At 45.6% G+C, this 18,127-nt stretch carries 14 protein-coding genes; 10 read left to right on the top strand and 4 right to left on the bottom strand.

All coding sequences use genetic code 11. The features are described from left to right. Positions 1 to 3 precede the first annotated feature (3 nt). Entirely contained in the window at positions 4 to 1,461 is a 1,458-nt protein-coding gene (gene gatB / locus EJV45_RS01525; RefSeq protein WP_129713887.1) for an Asp-tRNA(Asn)/Glu-tRNA(Gln) amidotransferase subunit GatB, read from the bottom strand. A gap of 142 nt (positions 1,462 to 1,603) precedes the next feature. Between gatB and EJV45_RS01520 the strand changes: the two genes are divergently transcribed. Next, entirely contained in the window at positions 1,604 to 2,095 is a 492-nt protein-coding gene (locus tag EJV45_RS01520; RefSeq protein ID WP_129713886.1) for a hypothetical protein, read from the top strand. A 43-nt stretch (positions 2,096 to 2,138) separates the two neighbouring features. On the opposite strand, the gene alaS is transcribed toward EJV45_RS01520, so the two are convergent. Then, entirely contained in the window at positions 2,139 to 4,754 is a 2,616-nt protein-coding gene (gene alaS, locus EJV45_RS01515; protein WP_129713885.1) for an alanine--tRNA ligase, read from the bottom strand. Positions 4,755 to 4,868: 114 nt separating this feature from the next. Between alaS and EJV45_RS01510 the strand changes: the two genes are divergently transcribed. The 7 genes from EJV45_RS01510 (at position 4,869) to EJV45_RS01480 (ending at position 13,866) form a co-directional block, all read left to right on the top strand. Beyond that, positions 4,869 to 5,204 carry a MerR family transcriptional regulator gene (locus EJV45_RS01510; RefSeq protein ID WP_129713884.1) on the top strand — a complete coding sequence of 112 codons (336 nt, stop codon included), beginning with the start codon at positions 4,869 to 4,871 and terminating at the stop codon, positions 5,202 to 5,204. Positions 5,205 to 5,260: 56 nt separating this feature from the next. Continuing rightward, a complete protein-coding gene (locus EJV45_RS01505; RefSeq protein WP_129713883.1) occupies positions 5,261 to 6,034 on the top strand; it encodes a hypothetical protein in 774 nt (257 codons plus the stop codon). Further along, complete coding sequence (locus EJV45_RS01500) at positions 6,024 to 8,021, top strand: helix-hairpin-helix domain-containing protein (RefSeq protein ID WP_129713882.1); 1,998 nt, start codon at positions 6,024 to 6,026, stop codon at positions 8,019 to 8,021. Before EJV45_RS01505 ends, EJV45_RS01500 begins: the two co-directional genes overlap by 11 nt. 19 nt (positions 8,022 to 8,040) lie before the next feature. After that, on the top strand, positions 8,041 to 10,116 hold the full coding sequence (locus EJV45_RS01495) for a ComEC/Rec2 family competence protein (RefSeq protein WP_129713881.1): 2,076 nt from the start codon (positions 8,041 to 8,043) through the stop codon (positions 10,114 to 10,116). A gap of 23 nt (positions 10,117 to 10,139) precedes the next feature. Next, entirely contained in the window at positions 10,140 to 10,916 is a 777-nt protein-coding gene (locus EJV45_RS01490; protein ID WP_129713880.1) for an enoyl-CoA hydratase/isomerase family protein, read from the top strand. Between the two features lie 18 nt (positions 10,917 to 10,934). Continuing rightward, positions 10,935 to 11,612, top strand: a complete 678-nt coding sequence (locus tag EJV45_RS01485; RefSeq protein ID WP_129713879.1) for a DUF4412 domain-containing protein — start codon at positions 10,935 to 10,937, stop codon at positions 11,610 to 11,612. A 91-nt stretch (positions 11,613 to 11,703) separates the two neighbouring features. Beyond that, a complete protein-coding gene (locus tag EJV45_RS01480) occupies positions 11,704 to 13,866 on the top strand; it encodes a DPP IV N-terminal domain-containing protein (protein WP_129713878.1) in 2,163 nt (720 codons plus the stop codon). Between the two features lie 42 nt (positions 13,867 to 13,908). Here EJV45_RS01480 and EJV45_RS01475 read toward each other — a convergent pair whose 3' ends face one another. Together EJV45_RS01475 and EJV45_RS01470 are read right to left on the bottom strand one after the other, a co-directional pair. After that, the gene (locus EJV45_RS01475; protein WP_129713877.1) at positions 13,909 to 14,628 is read right to left on the bottom strand and encodes a DUF3307 domain-containing protein; all 720 of its coding nucleotides are present in this window, start codon (positions 14,626 to 14,628) and stop codon (positions 13,909 to 13,911) included. After that, complete coding sequence (locus tag EJV45_RS01470; protein ID WP_129713876.1) at positions 14,613 to 15,236, bottom strand: transcriptional regulator; 624 nt, start codon at positions 15,234 to 15,236, stop codon at positions 14,613 to 14,615. Before EJV45_RS01470 ends, EJV45_RS01475 begins: the two co-directional genes overlap by 16 nt. Before the next feature lie 192 nt (positions 15,237 to 15,428). On the opposite strand from EJV45_RS01470, the gene EJV45_RS01465 reads away from it, so the two are divergent. Further along, entirely contained in the window at positions 15,429 to 16,445 is a 1,017-nt protein-coding gene (locus EJV45_RS01465) for a ligase-associated DNA damage response exonuclease (protein WP_129713875.1), read from the top strand. Next, the gene (locus EJV45_RS01460) at positions 16,442 to 18,064 is read left to right on the top strand and encodes an ATP-dependent DNA ligase (protein ID WP_129713874.1); all 1,623 of its coding nucleotides are present in this window, start codon (positions 16,442 to 16,444) and stop codon (positions 18,062 to 18,064) included. Before EJV45_RS01465 ends, EJV45_RS01460 begins: the two co-directional genes overlap by 4 nt. The last annotated feature ends 63 nt before the right edge of the window (positions 18,065 to 18,127 follow it).

Raw genomic sequence — 18,127 nt, 5'->3', positions numbered from 1 at the left:
TGCTTACTTTAGTTTTGATAGAATAATTTCGTTCACTGCCTTAGGATCGGCTTTGCCTTTTGCCAGTTTCATAACTTCACCAACAAACAAACCCAGGACACCTTTTTTACCTTTTTTATACGCTTCGGCCTGCGCCGGATATTTCTCAAGAACGGCAGTTACGAAGGCTTCCAGTTCATTGTTGTCATTAACAATAAACACATTCAGCGAGGCGGCGAGGTCTTCGGGATTAACAGCGGGATCTTCGAATAAAGCAGGAAGCAGTTTTTGTACAGCGATATTCTGCGTAACCTTCCTTTGCTCAACCATCTTAACCACACTTGCAAGCGATTGTGCTGATATGGGTAACGTAGTTGAATCACGTTCGTTCATGAGATTTCTAAGCGGACCAAGAATCCAGTTCGCCAGCGTTTTCGGATTAGAGACAAGCACAACAGCTTCGGTAAAAAACCTGAATTGCTCAATATCGCGGGCCAGAATCAGGGCATCTGAGTTTGGCAGTGCGTATAATTTCTCAAGCTCAGCCGCCAGTTCATGCGGCATAGCAGGCATAGCAGCTTTAATTTCCGATAGCCATTCATCAGATATATGAACAGGCTGAAGATCCGGATCGGCGAAATACCGGTAGTCGTTTGCCTCCTCTTTTTCGCGCATCGGTGAGGTTGTACCCGCTTCAGCGTCGAAATTCAGTGTACTCTGCACCACGACGCCGCCATTATGCAGCAGCTGTACCTGACGTTTAAACTCATGGTGGATCGCCCTTTTTACATTCCGTATGGAGTTGAGGTTTTTTACCTCGCATCGGGTGCCATAAGCTGTATCCCCTTTTTGCCTTACAGAAATATTTGCATCGCAACGCAGGCTGCCTTCCTCCATGTTGCCATCGCTAACGTCGAGGTGCCTTACAAGTTTCCTGATTTCTGCAAAAAGCGCGGCTGCTTCTTCCGGAGACCGGATGTCTGGCTCTGTTACAATTTCGATAAGCGGAACACCGGCCCGGTTCAAGTCAATATATGAATAATTGTCGTCCTGGTCATGAATGCTTTTTCCAGCGTCCTCTTCCAGGTGGATGCGGTTAATTCCGATCCGGCTGATGCTGCCGTCCTGTAACGTAACATCCAGATAACCCTTTCCACAAACAGGAACACGATCCTGGGTAATCTGGTATCCTTTCGGAAGATCGGCATAAAAATAATTTTTGCGGTCGAAAAAGTTTTCCTGATTAATTTCACAGTTAAGCGCCAGCCCCATACGGACCGCTTTGCCGACAACCTCGCGGTTTAGCTTCGGCAGCGCCCCCGGAAGGGCAACAGAGACGGGAGAAATGTGGCTATTTGGCTCTGCGCCAAATGAAGCGCTGTCTGAACAAAATATCTTGCTGTTGGTATTGAGCTGAACATGGATTTCCAGGCCGGAAACCAGTTCAAACGCCGTTGTATCAATTTCGTGATCTGTGTGCATTAACAGGCAATGTCTATATTAAAAACAGCAGATTACCGTTTTTACAAATATAACCAAATTCATCGATCAGGCCGCACATATACGCATTTAAGCCGTTTGGCATGAATTTGGGAATACGACACAAACACAAATGCACTGAATTATGAAAAAACTTTTGGTAGTGCTGCTCATCGGACTAGGATCCATTTTCAGCAAAGAGTCAAACGCTCAGGTAAGCGTAAATGTCAACATAGGAGCTGCACCGGCCTGGCTCCCTTCAGGTTATAACCGGGTAAATTATTACTACCTACCTGACATCGATACTTATTATTATGTACCAAGACGTCAATATGTATATATGAACCGTGGCCACTGGGTACGTTCTTATAATGTACCTGCAAGGCATCGCGGTTACAATTTTCACCGCGGCCGCAAGGTCGTGTTCCACGGCAGTCCGTACACAAGCTACCGTTCTCATAAGGTGAAATACAAAACTTACAGCCATCCCGGACGCGGCCACGTTGCCCGCAAACATTATTATGGTCGAGGCCCGCAAAAACACTACAGAAGTTCAAAAAGGTACTACCAGGGTGGTAAACGTGATCATGGAAGGGTCTATAAGCGCGGACCTCACATGGATAGAATAATCCGGTAAACGCAAAAAATCCTTTCCAGGAAGCTGGAAAGGATTTTTTGTATTAAAGAATCAGATGCTCAGCTTTTGCCAGCACCGCCGGTAAGCCTTCAGGGTTTTTTCCGCCGGCCGTTGCAAAAATTGCCTGACCACCGCCGCCACCCTGAATTTCCCGGGCCAGTTCGCGGACCAGTACAGAAGCATTCAGACCGCGTGAACTGACCAGGTTTTCTGATACGCTGACAGTAATTCCCGGTTTACCATCGACAAGACTCGTTAATACGAGTACAAGATCCGGAACCACGTCTTTGACGGCGGCGGCAAGCGTTTTTATCGCATCCATATTCGGAAGGTCTACCTGCATGGCGATCAGATTGAGGCCATTTACCTCGCGGGCGTTTGCAGCTACCTGGGTTTTCATCGCTGCGGCCTTTTCAAGCGTATTTTTTTCAAGCTCTTTACGTAAGCGGTTGTTATCATCAAGAAGTGTCTGAACCGCCGCCGGAAGATCTTTCGATCCTTTCAACAGATTTTTCAGACTGTTAATTTCGGCGCTCTGTTTTGTGATAAGCTCTTCGGCACGATCTGCGGTTATAGCTTCAATACGCCGCACGCCTGCTGCAACGGCACTTTCAGAAATGATCTTAACAAATCCGATCTGACCGGTTGCCTTTACATGGGTACCTCCGCATAACTCCTTTGAAAAGTGGTCATCAAAAGTAATAACACGAACGAAATCGCCGTACTTCTCCCCAAAAAGTGCAGTCACTCCGCTGTCAATGGCTTGCTGATAAGGAATGTGGCGTTGTTCGGAAAGCACGATGTTTTCGCGAACTTTCTCATTGACAATCTGTTCAATACGCCTTAGCTCTTCATCTGAAACTTTAGCGAAATGCGAAAAGTCAAAACGAAGATAGTCTGCATTCACCAGCGATCCTTTCTGATTGACATGATGCCCCAGGACCTGCCGCAGCGCTGCGTGTAATAAATGTGTTGCCGAATGGTTATTTTCTGTAAGCCTGCGTTTTGATTCGTCTACAACGGCCCAGAATTTTCCGTCCACTGTCTCTGGCAGGGTCTCGGTGATGTGTATGGTAATGCCGTTTTCTTTCCTGGTGTCGAGAATGTCGACATGGAAGAGCCGGCTATGATCTTCAAGTCTTCCGGTATCTCCTACCTGCCCGCCGCTTTCTGCGTAAAAAGGTGTCTCCCGAAGCACAATATGATATTGATCTTTTCCTTTGGCGTTTACCCGGCGATACTTGACAATATCAGTCTCCGTCTCCAGTTCATCATAACCCACAAACGTACTTTCCTCAAGCGGAGAAAGCGTGATCCAGTCGCCGGCATCAATTGCAGTTGCAGCGCGGGACCGATCTTTTTGCTCCTTTAGCGCTGCCTGAAACCCTTCCATATCGACGACGAGCCCTTTTTCGCGCGCCATGAGTTCAGTCAGGTCAATTGGAAAACCAAATGTATCATAGAGTTCGAAGGCGAAGCTTCCCGTGATTAAGCCGTTATCGGGGGTATACTTTTCAAAACGCTGAATTCCTGTGGCAAGAGTTCTAAGAAATGAAACCTCCTCTTCGAGAATTACTTTTTGGACAAAATCGCGCTGAGCGTAAAGCTCATCAAAAATGCCCCGGAATTGTTCGGCAAGTATCGGGACAAGCTGATTCAGAAAAGGATCTTTCAGACCAAGAAAGGTGTAAGCATACCGTACTGCCCGCCGAAGGATACGTCTGATCACATATCCCGCCTTATTATTTGAGGGCAGCTGACCATCTGCAATAACAAATGAAATCGCGCGGATATGATCTGCCATGACCCGCATGGCTATGTCAGTTTTTTCCTCCGCTCCATATGCTATTCCTGCCTGTTCGGAGATGAAGCCGATCAGCGGCTGAAACACATCAGTATCATAATTTGACGTCTTCTGCTGAAGAACCCTTACCAACCTCTCAAAGCCCATGCCTGTATCAACATGTTTAGCAGGCAGATCCTGTAATGAACCGTCTTTCAACCGGTTAAACTGCATAAATACATTATTCCAGATCTCTATAACCTGTGGATGATCATTGTTCACGAGTGATGATCCGGGCACAGCCGCGCGCTCTTCGTCGCTCCGGCAATCTACGTGAATCTCCGAGCAGGACCCGCAAGGTCCCGTCTCGCCCATTTCCCAGAAATTGTCCTTCTTATTGCCTTCCAGTATGCGGTCAGCAGAGATAAGCCCCGCCCATATCTGATAAGCCTCTTCGTCGCGAGGGAGGCCTTCTTTTTCGTCGCCCTGAAAAACCGTTACATACAGCCTGTCTTTCGGTATCTGATAAACCTCTGTCAGAAGTTCCCAGCTCCATGAAATTGCGTCTTTCTTAAAATAGTCGCCAAAGCTCCAGTTACCCAACATCTCGAACATGGTATGATGGTAGGTATCAATGCCGACTTCTTCGAGATCATTATGTTTCCCAGACACCCGCAGACACCGCTGCGTGTCGGCTGCGCGGTTATATTGTGCAGGCTTTTCACCTAAAAAGATCTCCTTGAACTGATTCATTCCCGCATTTGTAAACATAAGCGTCGGGTCGTTTTTTACAACGATTGGAGCCGATGGGACAATACGGTGCTGCTTATGTTCGAAAAAATTAAGGAATGCCTGCCTGATCTCTTTTGCTGTCATGTGAATAGAATTGATCGACAAAATTAAAACTTTATTGCGGTTTTGAGTTAAAATCCGTTTACATTTGAATACTTTAATTAAACATCATAACACACTCATAATCAACATCAAAATATGCCATACAAAGAAAGAGAAATCAATAAGATGTACTATACAATGGGTGAGGTAACCGAAATGTTTGGTGTTAATGCATCTCAGATAAGGTTTTATGAAAAGGAGTTTGACATTCTGCAGCCTAAAAAGAACAAGAAGGGTAACAGGCTATTCACCCCAGAGGATATAGAAAATCTGAAAATTATTTTCACGCTTGTAGATGAGAAGGGTTTTACCCTGAAAGGTGCAAAAGAACATCTCAAAAACAATAAAGGCGATGTCAAAGAAACACAAAAGATTATAGATTCGCTGGAGCGAATAAAATCATTTCTGTTAAAAATAAACGACGAAATTTAAATATTTTTCTTTTAAGTTAATTTAATTCATAGATTAGGACAAGTAATCCCTGATCTATGTTTGTTTTTCTCCTTTTTCTATTCAGTCCGATTGACGCTACTGCCCAGATGTCTGCCGGCGGGCGGGCGGCAGGCATGGGGGCATCCATTGCTGCTTTTCATGATCCGTGGTCGGTTAACGGCAATCCCGCTGGCACTGCAGGCCAGGAAAGACTCTATTTCGGCGTTACTCACACACGGCATTTCCTTACTGCAGATCTTCATACCTCGTGCATCGTGGCTGTTGTACCGATCGGCCGGCAGGTTTTCGGCGCAGCGCTTGAACGGTATAGTTTCGATTCATACGCATTGACATCCGCAAGAGTCAGCTATAGTCGAAGGTTTGGCCGAAAGATATCTGCAGGTGTCTCTTTTTCTTACGCTGAGCAGCGAATTGTAAATTATGGCTCAACTAACGTTCCCTCCACATCTGCTGGTATTCAATTCGCAATTCTCCCGGAGCTGATCGCGGGTGTTACGATACGCGATCTGAATATGAATAACCCGAAGATCCGGCCACCTGTCTTCTGCGGTCTGGGATGGCGCGCCTCAGACAAGCTCTTGCTGCAAGGCGAACTTTTTCGTGATCCGGCAACAGGCCTGGGGTTTATTACAGGTATCGAATATCTTTTGATCAGTGTCTTTGCCTTAAGGACTGGCATTCAGTCGAAGCCTTTCAGTCAGTTTGCCGGCCTGGGCTTCTACCAGAACAATCTCCGATTTGATCTTGCCTGCAGCCATCACCCCGTTCTGGGGCTTTCACCGCAACTTTCGCTGGGTTATGCGTTCTAGCCTGCTTACGTTGCTGATTCTGTTCGCGGTTCAAACATCGATTGCGCGTCAGACAACTGAGGAAAAAGAAATTATCGACATGATAGAAAGTATGGCCGAATATTTACCTGAAAACTACGACCTGACCGAGGTTACAAGTATATTGGAAGATTTGCGGCGGCGTCCCATCGAAATTAATAAGGTGACCGCGGAAGATTTAAAACAACTTGTCTTTTTAAGTCCACTGCAGATAAGCAGCCTGCTTAACCATATCCGTCAAAATGGAAAGATCTTGGATCTTCTGGAATTGCAGACGGTGCCAGGATTCAATGAGCGGGTAATACGCATGATCTCCCCTTTCGTGACTGTCGTAGAACGAAACGGAGCTGCAATTACTAAATTTCATGATGCCGGGCACGATATCCTGTTGCGTTACGGGAGAAATCTGAAGGATAGCGTTGCCGGGGCGGCGAAATATGCGGGATCACCGGAACGAATGCTGCTGCGTTACCGCTTGGGGGGGACCGGCGCCTGGAATGCCGGCTTCACAGTTGAGAAAGATCCCGGCGAGCGGATTTTCGGTCAAAACAGCTTTTTGCCCGACTTCATTTCGGCGACCGTCAGCTATCGGGGAAGCGGTACGATAAGACAAGTTGTGCTGGGCGACTACGGTCTGCAGTTCGGACAGGGCTTAACCATGTGGACCGGCTTCAGCTTTGGCAAAAGTCCGGATATCACAACGACTGCCAGAAAGGAATCTGGTTTACGTCCCTACTATTCAGTAAATGAGTATGCCTTCTTACGTGGGCTCGCTGTAAAAGTAAGGGTCTTGCCGGGAGCAGATCTGACGGTATTCGGATCGCGCAGAGCGTTGGATGCATCGACGAGGGCGAATGAGCCGGGGGAACCGATAGGCTCAATTTTACAATCAGGCCTGCATCGTACAGCTTCGGAACTCAAATCCCGCCATAGCCTTAACCAAATGATCTATGGAGGTGCCTTGCAATACATGCGGGGGCGCTTTGAGCTCACTGCTGTGAGTTTCGTAACCATCTTTAACCGCGAAATCGCCCGGGGAGAATCCTCATACGATCAGTTCCGGTTTACCGGCCGGCGGCTTTTGAACGGAGGCGTTGCTTATGGATATAGCTTAAAGAATGCTTCTATATCGGGAGAGATATCTGCAGACGAAAGCGGTGGAACAGCATTTATTCATGGCGCATTGGTAAGCCTGACCCGCCAGGTTTCAATAGGTATCAGCTACCGCGACTATGCAACCAGGTATCAGAATTTTTTTGCCCAGGGTGTTGCTGAAAGCTCATCAACAGTCAACGAGCGTGGCTTATATGCAGGCTTGCAACTGCATCTTGGCAAATGGAGCGTTTCAGCATATTCAGACTGGTTTACGTTTCCGTGGCTGCGGTACCGGGTTGATATGCCATCTGATGGATATGAACATTTCGCAGAGCTGAGCTGGCAGCCCGACAAAGTCTCAAAGATAAGTCTGCGCATCAAATCGGAGACAAAGCTTCAAAATGAGCAGGATGCAATATTCACAGCCTATGGCGAAGATACCGAACGCAGCAGTTATCGCATTGAAAGCCGCTGGCAATTGGGCCGCAGCATCGGGATTCACAATAGAGTGGATGTGTCCCGCTACAGAAAAACAGCAAAGCCAGAATATGGCATCCTAATCTATCAGGACCTGCAGTGGTCTAAGCCATTTGCGCGGCTCAGCGGCAATATGCGTATAGCCTGGTTTAAAACGGCTTCATACAACAGCCGGATATATGCGTATGAAAATGACGTATTATATGGATCCGGTTTTGGAATTTTCAGCGGAAAGGGAGTAAGAAGTTATGTGAACTTCAGGTATAAGTTATTTGGGAGTACGGACATTTACTTTCGCTGGGGAACTTCATGGCTGTTTCAGAACCGTGAAGAATCCTCAGAAATGCCAAATACAACATCAGACCTGAAGGTTCAGCTCCGGTTTCAGTTCAAATAGGCGTTGCTGCAAAGGATCTATGAAGGCGCCTGTTTTTTCAGCTGAAGTTGTGTTTGTGCGGATACTTTCTGCATGGATAGCGGGGATGCTCATTGCTGCATCCGGTATCAAGCTTGCTGTTGCAGGAGAAATTGCCCTGCTTATGGTGTGTTTTAGCGCTATAGGTACTGCCTGCTTTTTGAAACTTCATTTTAACAGACACAAGCTGCTGCCCGGCCTTGTTTGTATGGTCACCGCTATCTTTGGCGGATTCTGGGCTTTCCAGACCGCTGATGAACGAGTTGCCAGGAATCATTTCAGCCGGTTGCGTGCAGACTTTCTTGAGGTCATGATTGCCGACGACCCAAGGACGACCGGAAAATTAATTACTGCTACCGGCGCGGTTGAATCAGTGGTATCGAAAGACCAGAAAGATTTTGCCACCGGTCATATTCAATTAAACATCTTAAAACCGGCTGGAAACCTCTCTTACGGCGATCTCATTTTAATCAAAGGAGATTTTACAGAAACCAAACCACCGCTTAATCCTGCTCAGTTCCATTATAAAAAGTGGTTGGCAACTAAAAATATATATCATACTACCCTCATATCGCCAGGTCATTTCAAAAAGCTCGACTCCGCCGGTGGCAACTTGTTGAAGAGATATGCCTTACTGATGCGGCGAAATTGCGCAGAAATCCTGGCGGAATCTATAGCCGACACGGGAGCACGCGCGGTGGCAGCTACCCTCCTGCTTGGATTGAGGACCGAATTAAGCAGCGACGTATTGGACGCCTATGCGCAAACCGGAACTATTCATGCCTTATCAGTCTCCGGTATGCATATGGCCCTTGTTTACCTTGTCTTGCAGCAGATACTAAAACAAATAAGAAAGAAATGGTTTAGCCGTTGGTTAAAGCCTGTCATCTCAGCGATGATCATTTGGATGTACGCACTATTGACCGGCTTCTCACCTTCTGTGCTGCGGGCGGCCGTTATGATCAGCGTATTTATTATTGCAGAGGCATCCGGGCGAAATACAAATGCATACAATACGTTGGCCTTTTCTGCATTCCTGTTATTGAATATTGAGCCGTTTCTATTGAATGATGCTGGCTTCCAGTTATCATTTTTGTCGGTGCTTGGGCTACTGGCGTTTCAACATCCTATTTATAAAATTATGCCGTTCAACAACTACATCGCTGATCAGACATGGAGATTGTGCGCCACCTCTTTATCTGCGCAAATCAGCACCTACCCGCTAAGCATTTATTACTTTCATCAGTTTCCGACATTTTTTTTGCCTGCAAATCTTTTTTTAACCCTGCCGGTGTCGCTGGTGATGTATCTTGGGATGGCATTATTGGTTTTTCGCTTAACCTTTCTTGGACCGGTAATCGAATTTTTAATTATTCTGATGAATGGCGGCCTTAAGTGGATGGCTCAACTTCCGGGAGCGATCGTTGACCAAATCTGGCTTTCGTTTTTCCAAACTGGAATCCTCGTGCTTGCCATAACACTATTCACCGCCGCTGCGTATTCGCGAAAGGGCGCTTGGCTTATTGCTGCGCTTGCTGCCTGGCTTAGCCTGGAAACACAACTGGCGTTTAAGAACATCAGTATTTCGAAACGACAACTTATTATCTTTTACAGCATCAGAAATCATTATGCTACTGCATTTATAAGTGGCCGGCGAGCCACCATATTCACAGACCTTGATACGGAAAGTAAAATTTACAGGAATAACATCAAACCATCGCTGGATAGTCTTCAGGTCCGGGATGTTTCGATCAAGACAACTCAGTCGTCACCTGGCAGTACACGGGCGCTTCGGTTCCGAAACAAACAGATCCTGCTTTTCCACCAAACAATGACTCATTTAAACGCCCCTGCGGCCAGCATTCTCTGGCTGAATGCTATAAAAACGCAGAAAAATCTGGAGAGATTAAACACATTTAAGGGAATCATTATCGCCGATGGAACCTGCAGTTATTCTGTTACCAGTTCCTTGTCTGAGATGATAAACACGAAAAACATAAAATTTATTTCCTTGAGGCAGGAGCCGGCGTTAGTTATAGATATTTCAAAAGAGCCGGAAGAGAATTACCGCCGATGATTATATTTGGAAAAAGTCGTTAATTGGAACAAATCATTCTTTACTCTGTAGATCAGCGAATTGCCTCGATCACTTTGAACAGGCCTGAAAAACGGAATGCCTTAAATCCCGCACTTATTGCAGGATTGAAAGAGGCGTTCCGGAAAGCGGCAGACGATCCTGGCGTTAAGGTTATCATCTTAAAAGCCTCAGGCGTAAGTTTCAGTGCCGGCGCCGATCTGGCTTATCTTGAAGAAATCAGCCGGAACAGCCGCGATGAAAATTTGGTAGATTCTCAAAATCTGGCGGAGCTTTTCTCGCTGATCTATAATCTGGAAAAGGTCGTGATCGCGCAGGTTGAGGGCCATGCAATTGCTGGCGGATGCGGCCTGGCAGCAGTATGTGATATCATTTTTGCGGTGCCTGATGCGATGTTCGGATATACCGAAACAAGAATCGGTTTTGTTCCTGCTATAGTTGCATGTTTTCTGGTTAAAAAAATCCCCCCTGGGATTGCCAGAGAATTACTTCTTACAGGGCGAACGTTCAGCGCTGAAGAGGCTGCTAACTACGGCCTGATCAATTTCGTAACAAAAAAGAGCGAAATTAATCAAAAGGTAAATGAATTTGCTATAAATTTGTGCAACAACAACTCTGAACATTCATTGGCCGTTACAAAACAACTAATTTCGAGAACGTCAGACGGGCCATTACATGATAACCTGGAATATGCTGTTGAACTGAATGCAGAAGTGAGGGAAAGTGACGATTTCAAAAAAGGTATCAGATCCTTTCTATCAAAAAACAAACTTACCTGGTAAAATATTAATTAAACTTATATGTTCAAATCAATTAAAACTGGTGTACTTGCTCTTATCTTGGCAAGTTCTGCCATCTACGCTCAGGCTCAGAAAAAGATCAATGAGGGTTCGCTTACTTATGGCGTAGAGTACAAGCTTACCGATGAGCAAAAACAAATGATGCAGGGTATGCCTTTGCCTAATGAAACAAAAATCAAGTTCAATGGTAACCTGACTAAGATCAATATGGAGCAGGGTCCGGCACTTATCAGTATCATTACAGACAACGCGCAAAAAACCGGTATCATGCTCGTTGATGTACCTGTAGCTCAGAAACAGTATGCTGTTAAACAAAGTAAAGCAGAAATTGAAAAGGCACTTGGCGCTACAAAATATAGCGACTTTAAACCTACCGGCGAGAAGCAGACGATTGCCGGATACAATTCCGAAAAGTATACATACAAGGATGACAAAGGCGGAACTCATGAACTTTGGGCTACCAAAGACGTCGAGCTTCCACAAGTAGGTGCAGCAAGTTATTTCCCTGATCTCAAGGCATTTCCGGTGAAATACAGCATCGTTCAGAATGGTGTGGGAATTACTGCTACTCTGAAAGCGCTTAAAGAAGAAAAAGTGGGCGCCTTGTCAATTGAGGTTCCAGGTGGTTATGAAGTAACGACGATGGAAGACTTGATGAAAATGGGCGGCGGCGAATAATTTAAAAAATCGATAACCAGCTTCCCGATCCTCCTGAGCTAAAAGGGCGGTCGGGAAGTTTTTTTTTATTCAATTTTTAACAGACAGATTTATGATTATAAAAACGGCTAAGTGGATTTTATCAGCCTTTATCTGTATTTGCGCAATTCTTCCTGCTTCAGGGCAGCAGATTCGCTGGACAACGGATGGAAGCGGTTACTATACCGTTGAACGTGGAAACCTGATTGTTGTTACGTTACCGAAGAACGAGCGCAAGATACTTGTCAATGCAGCGCAGCTTAAACATAACGGACAGCAGATAAACATCCGCGACTTTGCATTTTCTTCTGATGGTTCCAAGGCGCTTATTTACACTAACAGCAAGCGCGTATGGCGCTATGATACCCGCGGAGATTATTGGGTATTGGATCTAAGATCACAAAAATTGACCAAGGTTGGCCGGGACAGGCCTGCTTCTTCTTTGATGTTTGCTAAGTTCTCGCCGTCCGGCGCTGAAGTCGCTTACGTTAGTGAGCACAACCTGTATGTCGATGATCTGACGACCGGAACAACCAGAGCATTAACAACTGACGGTACCCGTCGGTTAATCAATGGCACTTTCGACTGGGCCTATGAAGAGGAATTTGATTGCCGAGACGGTTTCAGGTGGAGCCCTGATGGTAAATCTATCGCTTACTGGCAGATAGATGCCAGTAAGATCAAGAATTTTCTAATGATCGATAATGTGGATTCAATCTATTCATACACCATTCCGGTTGAATACCCAAAGGTTGGCCAGGATCCGTCATCCTGTAAAATCGGGATAGTCAATGTAGCAAGTGCAAAAACGCTCTGGTTGAATGTTCCGGGTGACAAGATACAGCATTACATTCCCCGTATGGAGTGGATTCCAAATACTGCGACAGTCATTCTGCAACAGTTAAACAGGGAACAAAATGAAAGCAGATTATTTATTGGCGATGCTGCTAATGGTAACGCCAAGGAAATCTATTCTGAGAAGGATAAAGCCTGGATAGACGCGGCACCGGGATGGAACTGGATAAATAACGGCAAAGAGTTTATCTGGCAAAGCGAAAAAGACGGCTGGAAACATCTCTACAGGATGAGTAGTGACGGAAAAAAATCTTCACTGATTACAAAGGGTGATTACGATGTCATAGATTTGAAGCTAGTCTATGAAAAAAACAATTACGTATACTTTTTGGCCTCTCCGAACAATGCTACTCAGAAATATCTTTACAAAACCAGGTTGGACGGAAAAGGAAAGCTTGAGCAGGTAACCCCAAGCGTTTTTCCGGGTACGCACAATTATGACATATCACCGGCAGGCACCTACGCCAGACATAACTTCAGCAGTTCAACTGTATCGCCTATTCAGGAGTGGCTGAATATGAGTACCGGAACTCCGCTATCGATGGATGGTAGTCTTACCAATCAGCTTGCAAAAAAGACCCCGCCTAAAAATAAGGCAGAGTTCTTCCAGGTCACAACTGAAGACGGGATAACGCTGGATGGCTGGATGCAAAAACCGTCGAATTTCGATCCTTCAAAAAAATATCCTGTTGTCTTTTACGTATATGGCGAACCGGCTTCTCAAACCGTAACAGATACATGGGGCGCCGGGCGTAATTTTCTGTATGCGGGCGATATGAGCGCTGACGGCTATGTTTACGTTTCGCTTGAAAACCGTGGTGCGCCAGCCCCTAAAGGCCGGGAATGGCGAAAAAGCATCTTTCAGAAAATTGGTACGCTCAATATTCGCGACCAGGCAATGGGCGCTAAAAAGCTTCTTTCCACACATAAATATCTCGATGCAGATCGCGTAGCTGTCTGGGGCTGGAGCGGCGGCGGATCTTCAACGCTGAATCTGCTTTTCCAGTATCCGGAAATTTATCAGACCGGAATTGCTATAGCAGCGGTTGGAAACCAACTGACATATGACAACATTTATCAGGAACGTTATATGGGATCACCATTAAAAACTACAGAAGCTTATGTAAAAGGTTCTCCAATAACGTATGCAAAAAATCTGAAGGGAAACTTGTTGTATATTCATGGAACCGGCGACGACAACGTACATTACCAGAATGCAGAGATGCTTGTTAACGAACTGATCAAGCATGGTAAAACGTTTCAAATGATGTCTTATCCAAACCGTACGCACAGTATCTCTGAGGGCGAAGGAACCGGTGCGCATCTTAGTTTAACGTACACTAAATTCCTGAAGGAACACTGTCCGCCGGGTGCGAGATAATGCTCCGTAAAATTTGCCTCCGGAAGTTTTCCGGGGGCATTTTTATATAATAAAGGTAGTGCCCAGTGCTACAATTATTGCTATACCAAAACTTAGCAGTGTACCAATCAATACGTACTCTGTGAGCTTTATGTCATGAGCCTCTTTCAGATCTCCAAACCTGAAAATAGACTTAGCAGCAAGCAGGAATCCCACCGCTTCAAAATGATTGGTTAACACGAATACATAAATCAAAAGTCTTTCCAGGATCCCGATGAATTTTCCCGCATCCTGCAATGATTTTTGACTGCCTGAGGCTCCCAATGATGAGTCAGGGATCCAACGGGCAATAACTACACGGATCATGGTCGCCGCAGGCATGGTAAGAAACAGCGCAAAACAGATCAGCAGCCAGACGTTCGGTTGAATTGCTACCGGAATACTTATGTTTGGCATTCCTGTGCAGATCCAGGCTACAGCAAAAATTGTCAGAAAATGTAAGATCTGATCTATAAAAAACCACAGCCTTTTTGTCCGGGGTTTTTGAAACCAAAGTTTTGCAGCGTCTATGGCAAGGTGAAACACGCCGATTAATAAGGCTGCTTTCCACGAATCAAGACTATAAAGCACAATCAATGTAAGTGCTATATGTACGGCAACATGGATGTATAGCTTGCTTGATCTGAGTTTCAAGCGTTCTTTTTCTTCTACCCATTTATCAGGTTGCAGAAAAAAATCGCCTAACAGATGTGCTATGGATAATTTGATCAGGATGATTTCCATATGGGTAACATTTTGTTAAGTTCTTCACGGTAAAAATAATCAACATTCATAACCTCCTGATAATAAGCGCGCTTTAAAGCTTCACTTACAGAAGATTGTGATTTAGACATCTTAGTTGCCAACTCGGCCTGTACAAGGGATTTGTTTTCCATTGCGATTTTGACGGTTTCGGCCATCACAGGGCTCCAGTTATCAGCTGCGATTAAAACGAGGCTAATCATCAGATTAACAAGTTTATCAAAACCTGTATCAGGGCTTACAAAACTGAGACTGTTTTTTTGTTCTTCCAACTGATCAAAGGCCTTACCGGAATTGATAAATGCTTCTCCCATAGCCTCGGTCAGTTTAGCGGTTTGCCTGCTCACATTGCCTATGCCTATCCCCATTCGTATATCACCATTTTTTATAGTGCGCATTGACGCTTTAATATAGAATGCGGCATATAGTGCTTCATCAACGTCTACCTGCAGCTGAAAACTATCACCCCTGAAAATTTCCCAGTATTTATCAGATGCTGCCTGATTTCGAAGTGCTGACTTTAAAACATTTAGCCAGGATTTTTCAAGCTGGCGCGAGTTGATGACGTCTCCGGTAATGATTGCTTTCATGCCTGATATGAATATCGGGGTTTTTGCCGATAATTACAATTATCGGGGTTTTTGCCGATAATTACTAATTATCGGGGTTTTTGCCGATAATTGATGATTATCGGGGTTTTTGCCGATAATTGATGATTATCGGCTTTTTCGCCGATAATTTACATAGGTAAAACTAAAAAACACAGTGTTTGTTACTTGACAATGAGTTTGATCAGCTTCACCAACAGGGGAATATATTGTTCTCAGGGAGATTTTTATATCGACCCCTGGCGCCCGGTAGATTATGCCGTCACGACACATGGGCACAGCGACCATGTAAAATCGGGTAATGCCAATTACCTTTGCCATACGCTTACCAAGCCAATTCTGCACAGGCGAATCGGCGAAGATCTGAAAATAGAAACGCTTGATTACGGAAAAAGTATAACCAAAAACGGCGTAAAAATTTCCCTTCACCCGGCAGGGCATATTATCGGGTCAGCGCAGATACGCTTAGAATATAAAGGCGAGATCTGCGTGGTTTCAGGTGATTATAAAACAGAGAACGACGGGATTAGCGCCCCTTTTGAGCCGGTCAGATGCCATAGTTTTGTGAGTGAAAGTACTTTCGGCCTGCCCGTGTACAAATGGCAGCCACAAGATATGGTAGCTGCAGAAATCATACGCTGGGCAGAGGATAACATCCAGAAAGGCAAGAGCACTGTTTTGGTTGCATACAGCCTTGGCAAAGCACAAAGATTGATCAATATTCTGGCAGGCAGATATCCTATATACGTACACAGCTCAATTGCTAATCTGAATGAAGCGATTGAGCAATCGGGGGTACCGCTTCCGGCTACGATAAGAATCACACCTGAAACAGGAAAAGATATACTTCAAAAAGGCATCATGATCGTACCCCCTGCCATGCGTACAAGCCGGTGGATAAAAACACTTATTAATCCGGTAACGGGCGTATGTTCAGGATGGATGCAGGTCAGATCACACCGGCGCTGGCAGAGTGCAGATGCCGGTTTTGCCCTTAGCGACCATGCTGACTGGCCCGGGCTCATTGAGGCCATAGGAGAAACCGGCGCCGAAACGGTTTATGTAACACACGGATTTACTGCCGCATTCAGCCGGTATCTCAATGAGGCAGGAATCTATTCAGAAGAGGTTAAGACCCAATACGGCACAGAAGAAGATGAAGAACCGGCAGCTACAGAAATTTCGGCATGAAACGATTTGCACAGCTTATACAGGCGCTGGAAACCAGCAACAAGACCAATGATAAAATCGATGCGTTGGTTCACTATTTTGATTCTGCAGCGGAACAGGACCGCGTGTGGGTAATAGCCCTTTTTACAGGTAAAAAACCAAAACGACCGGTAAACTCCAGCCTGCTCAAAGCGTGGGCATGTGAACTCAGCGAAACACCCGAATGGCTCTTTAACGAGAGTTACCATAATGTCGGAGACCTGAGTGAAACCATTGCGCTTATTCTGCCGCCCGCAACTGCATTGCTTGACCTGCCTCTTCATGAATGGATCACAAGGCTTCAGGCGATTGAAAAGCTTCCCGAACAGGAAAAGAAAGACTTTATTTTGAATGCCTGGCAACATCTGGGAACTGCAGAACGGTTCATTTTCAACAAACTTATTTCAGGGAATTTCCGGATTGGCGTGTCGGCCAAAACGCTGGTAAATGCACTGGCCAAGAAAGAACTGGTAGACAGCAACAAAATTATGCATAGTATTATGGGTAAATGGGACCCATATGTAATTGCCTACGATGACCTGGTTGGTGGCAGCCATGTAAATACAGACAATTCCTGGCCTTATCCTTTTTGCCTTGCCTATGCCATGGAGCAGGAAGTCTCAGCACTTGGATCGCCGGACAACTGGCAGGCAGAATGGAAATGGGATGGTATCAGGGGTCAGGTCATTAAACGCAACAATGAACTCTTTATCTGGTCGCGGGGTGAGGAACTCGTTACCGATCAATTTCCGGAACTACACATCCTTGCTGATGAACTGGATAACGGAACTGTCATCGACGGTGAAATTCTTGCTGTAAGAGATGGCCGGGTGTTATCCTTCAGCACACTTCAGCAACGTTTAAACCGAAAAACCATTAGCAAAAAACAGCTCGAGGAAGCTCCTGTTGGCCTTTTCGTATACGATTTGCTCGAACATGGAGGAACTGATATCCGCGACCAGCCATTAAAGGAGCGCAGACGACGGCTTGAGGATGTTTTAAGCCGGTTGTCTCCATCATCCGGAATTGTTGCGTCGCCGGTTATTACATATAACGATTGGAAGGAACTGGCTCAGATCAGGGAAGGCAGCAGGGAGAACAACAGCGAAGGCGTGATGCTGAAAAATCTCGCATCTCCCTACCACAGCGGCCGCAAGCGGGGCGACTGGTGGAAATGGAAAGTAAATCCATATACTGTAGATACGGTGATGATTTATGCCCAGAAAGGTGCCGGCAGACGTGCGAACTTCTTTACTGATTATACATTCGCCGTACGTGATGGCGAAAATCTGATTACAGTAGCAAAAGCTTATTCGGGACTGACAGATCAGGAGATCAGACAGGTAGATTCGTTTGTAAAACGCAATTCTATCGAAAAATTTGGCCCTGTAAGAACTGTAAAACCGGAGTTGGTATTTGAAATCGCATTTGAAGGCATTGCTGAAAGCAAAAGACATAAGGCAGGACTGGCACTGCGGTTTCCACGGATATTGCGTTGGCGAAAAGACAAAACCGCAGCGGAAATTAACACGCTTGACGATCTGAGGCAGTTGCTTCAGGCCAGTCTGAGTTTGCCGGAAACACCTGCAGCAGCATCGTAGCCCAAAATATACACGTTATAAAAACCTCTGTTGATTTTTTACGTTATTTGCAAGTCTTGTCAA

The organism is Pedobacter sp. SYP-B3415, assembly GCF_004138205.1.
Lineage (GTDB): Bacteria > Bacteroidota > Bacteroidia > Sphingobacteriales > Sphingobacteriaceae > Pedobacter.
The sequence above is the reverse complement of the archived record's forward strand: the minus strand, read 5'-3'. Positions and strand labels throughout refer to the sequence as shown.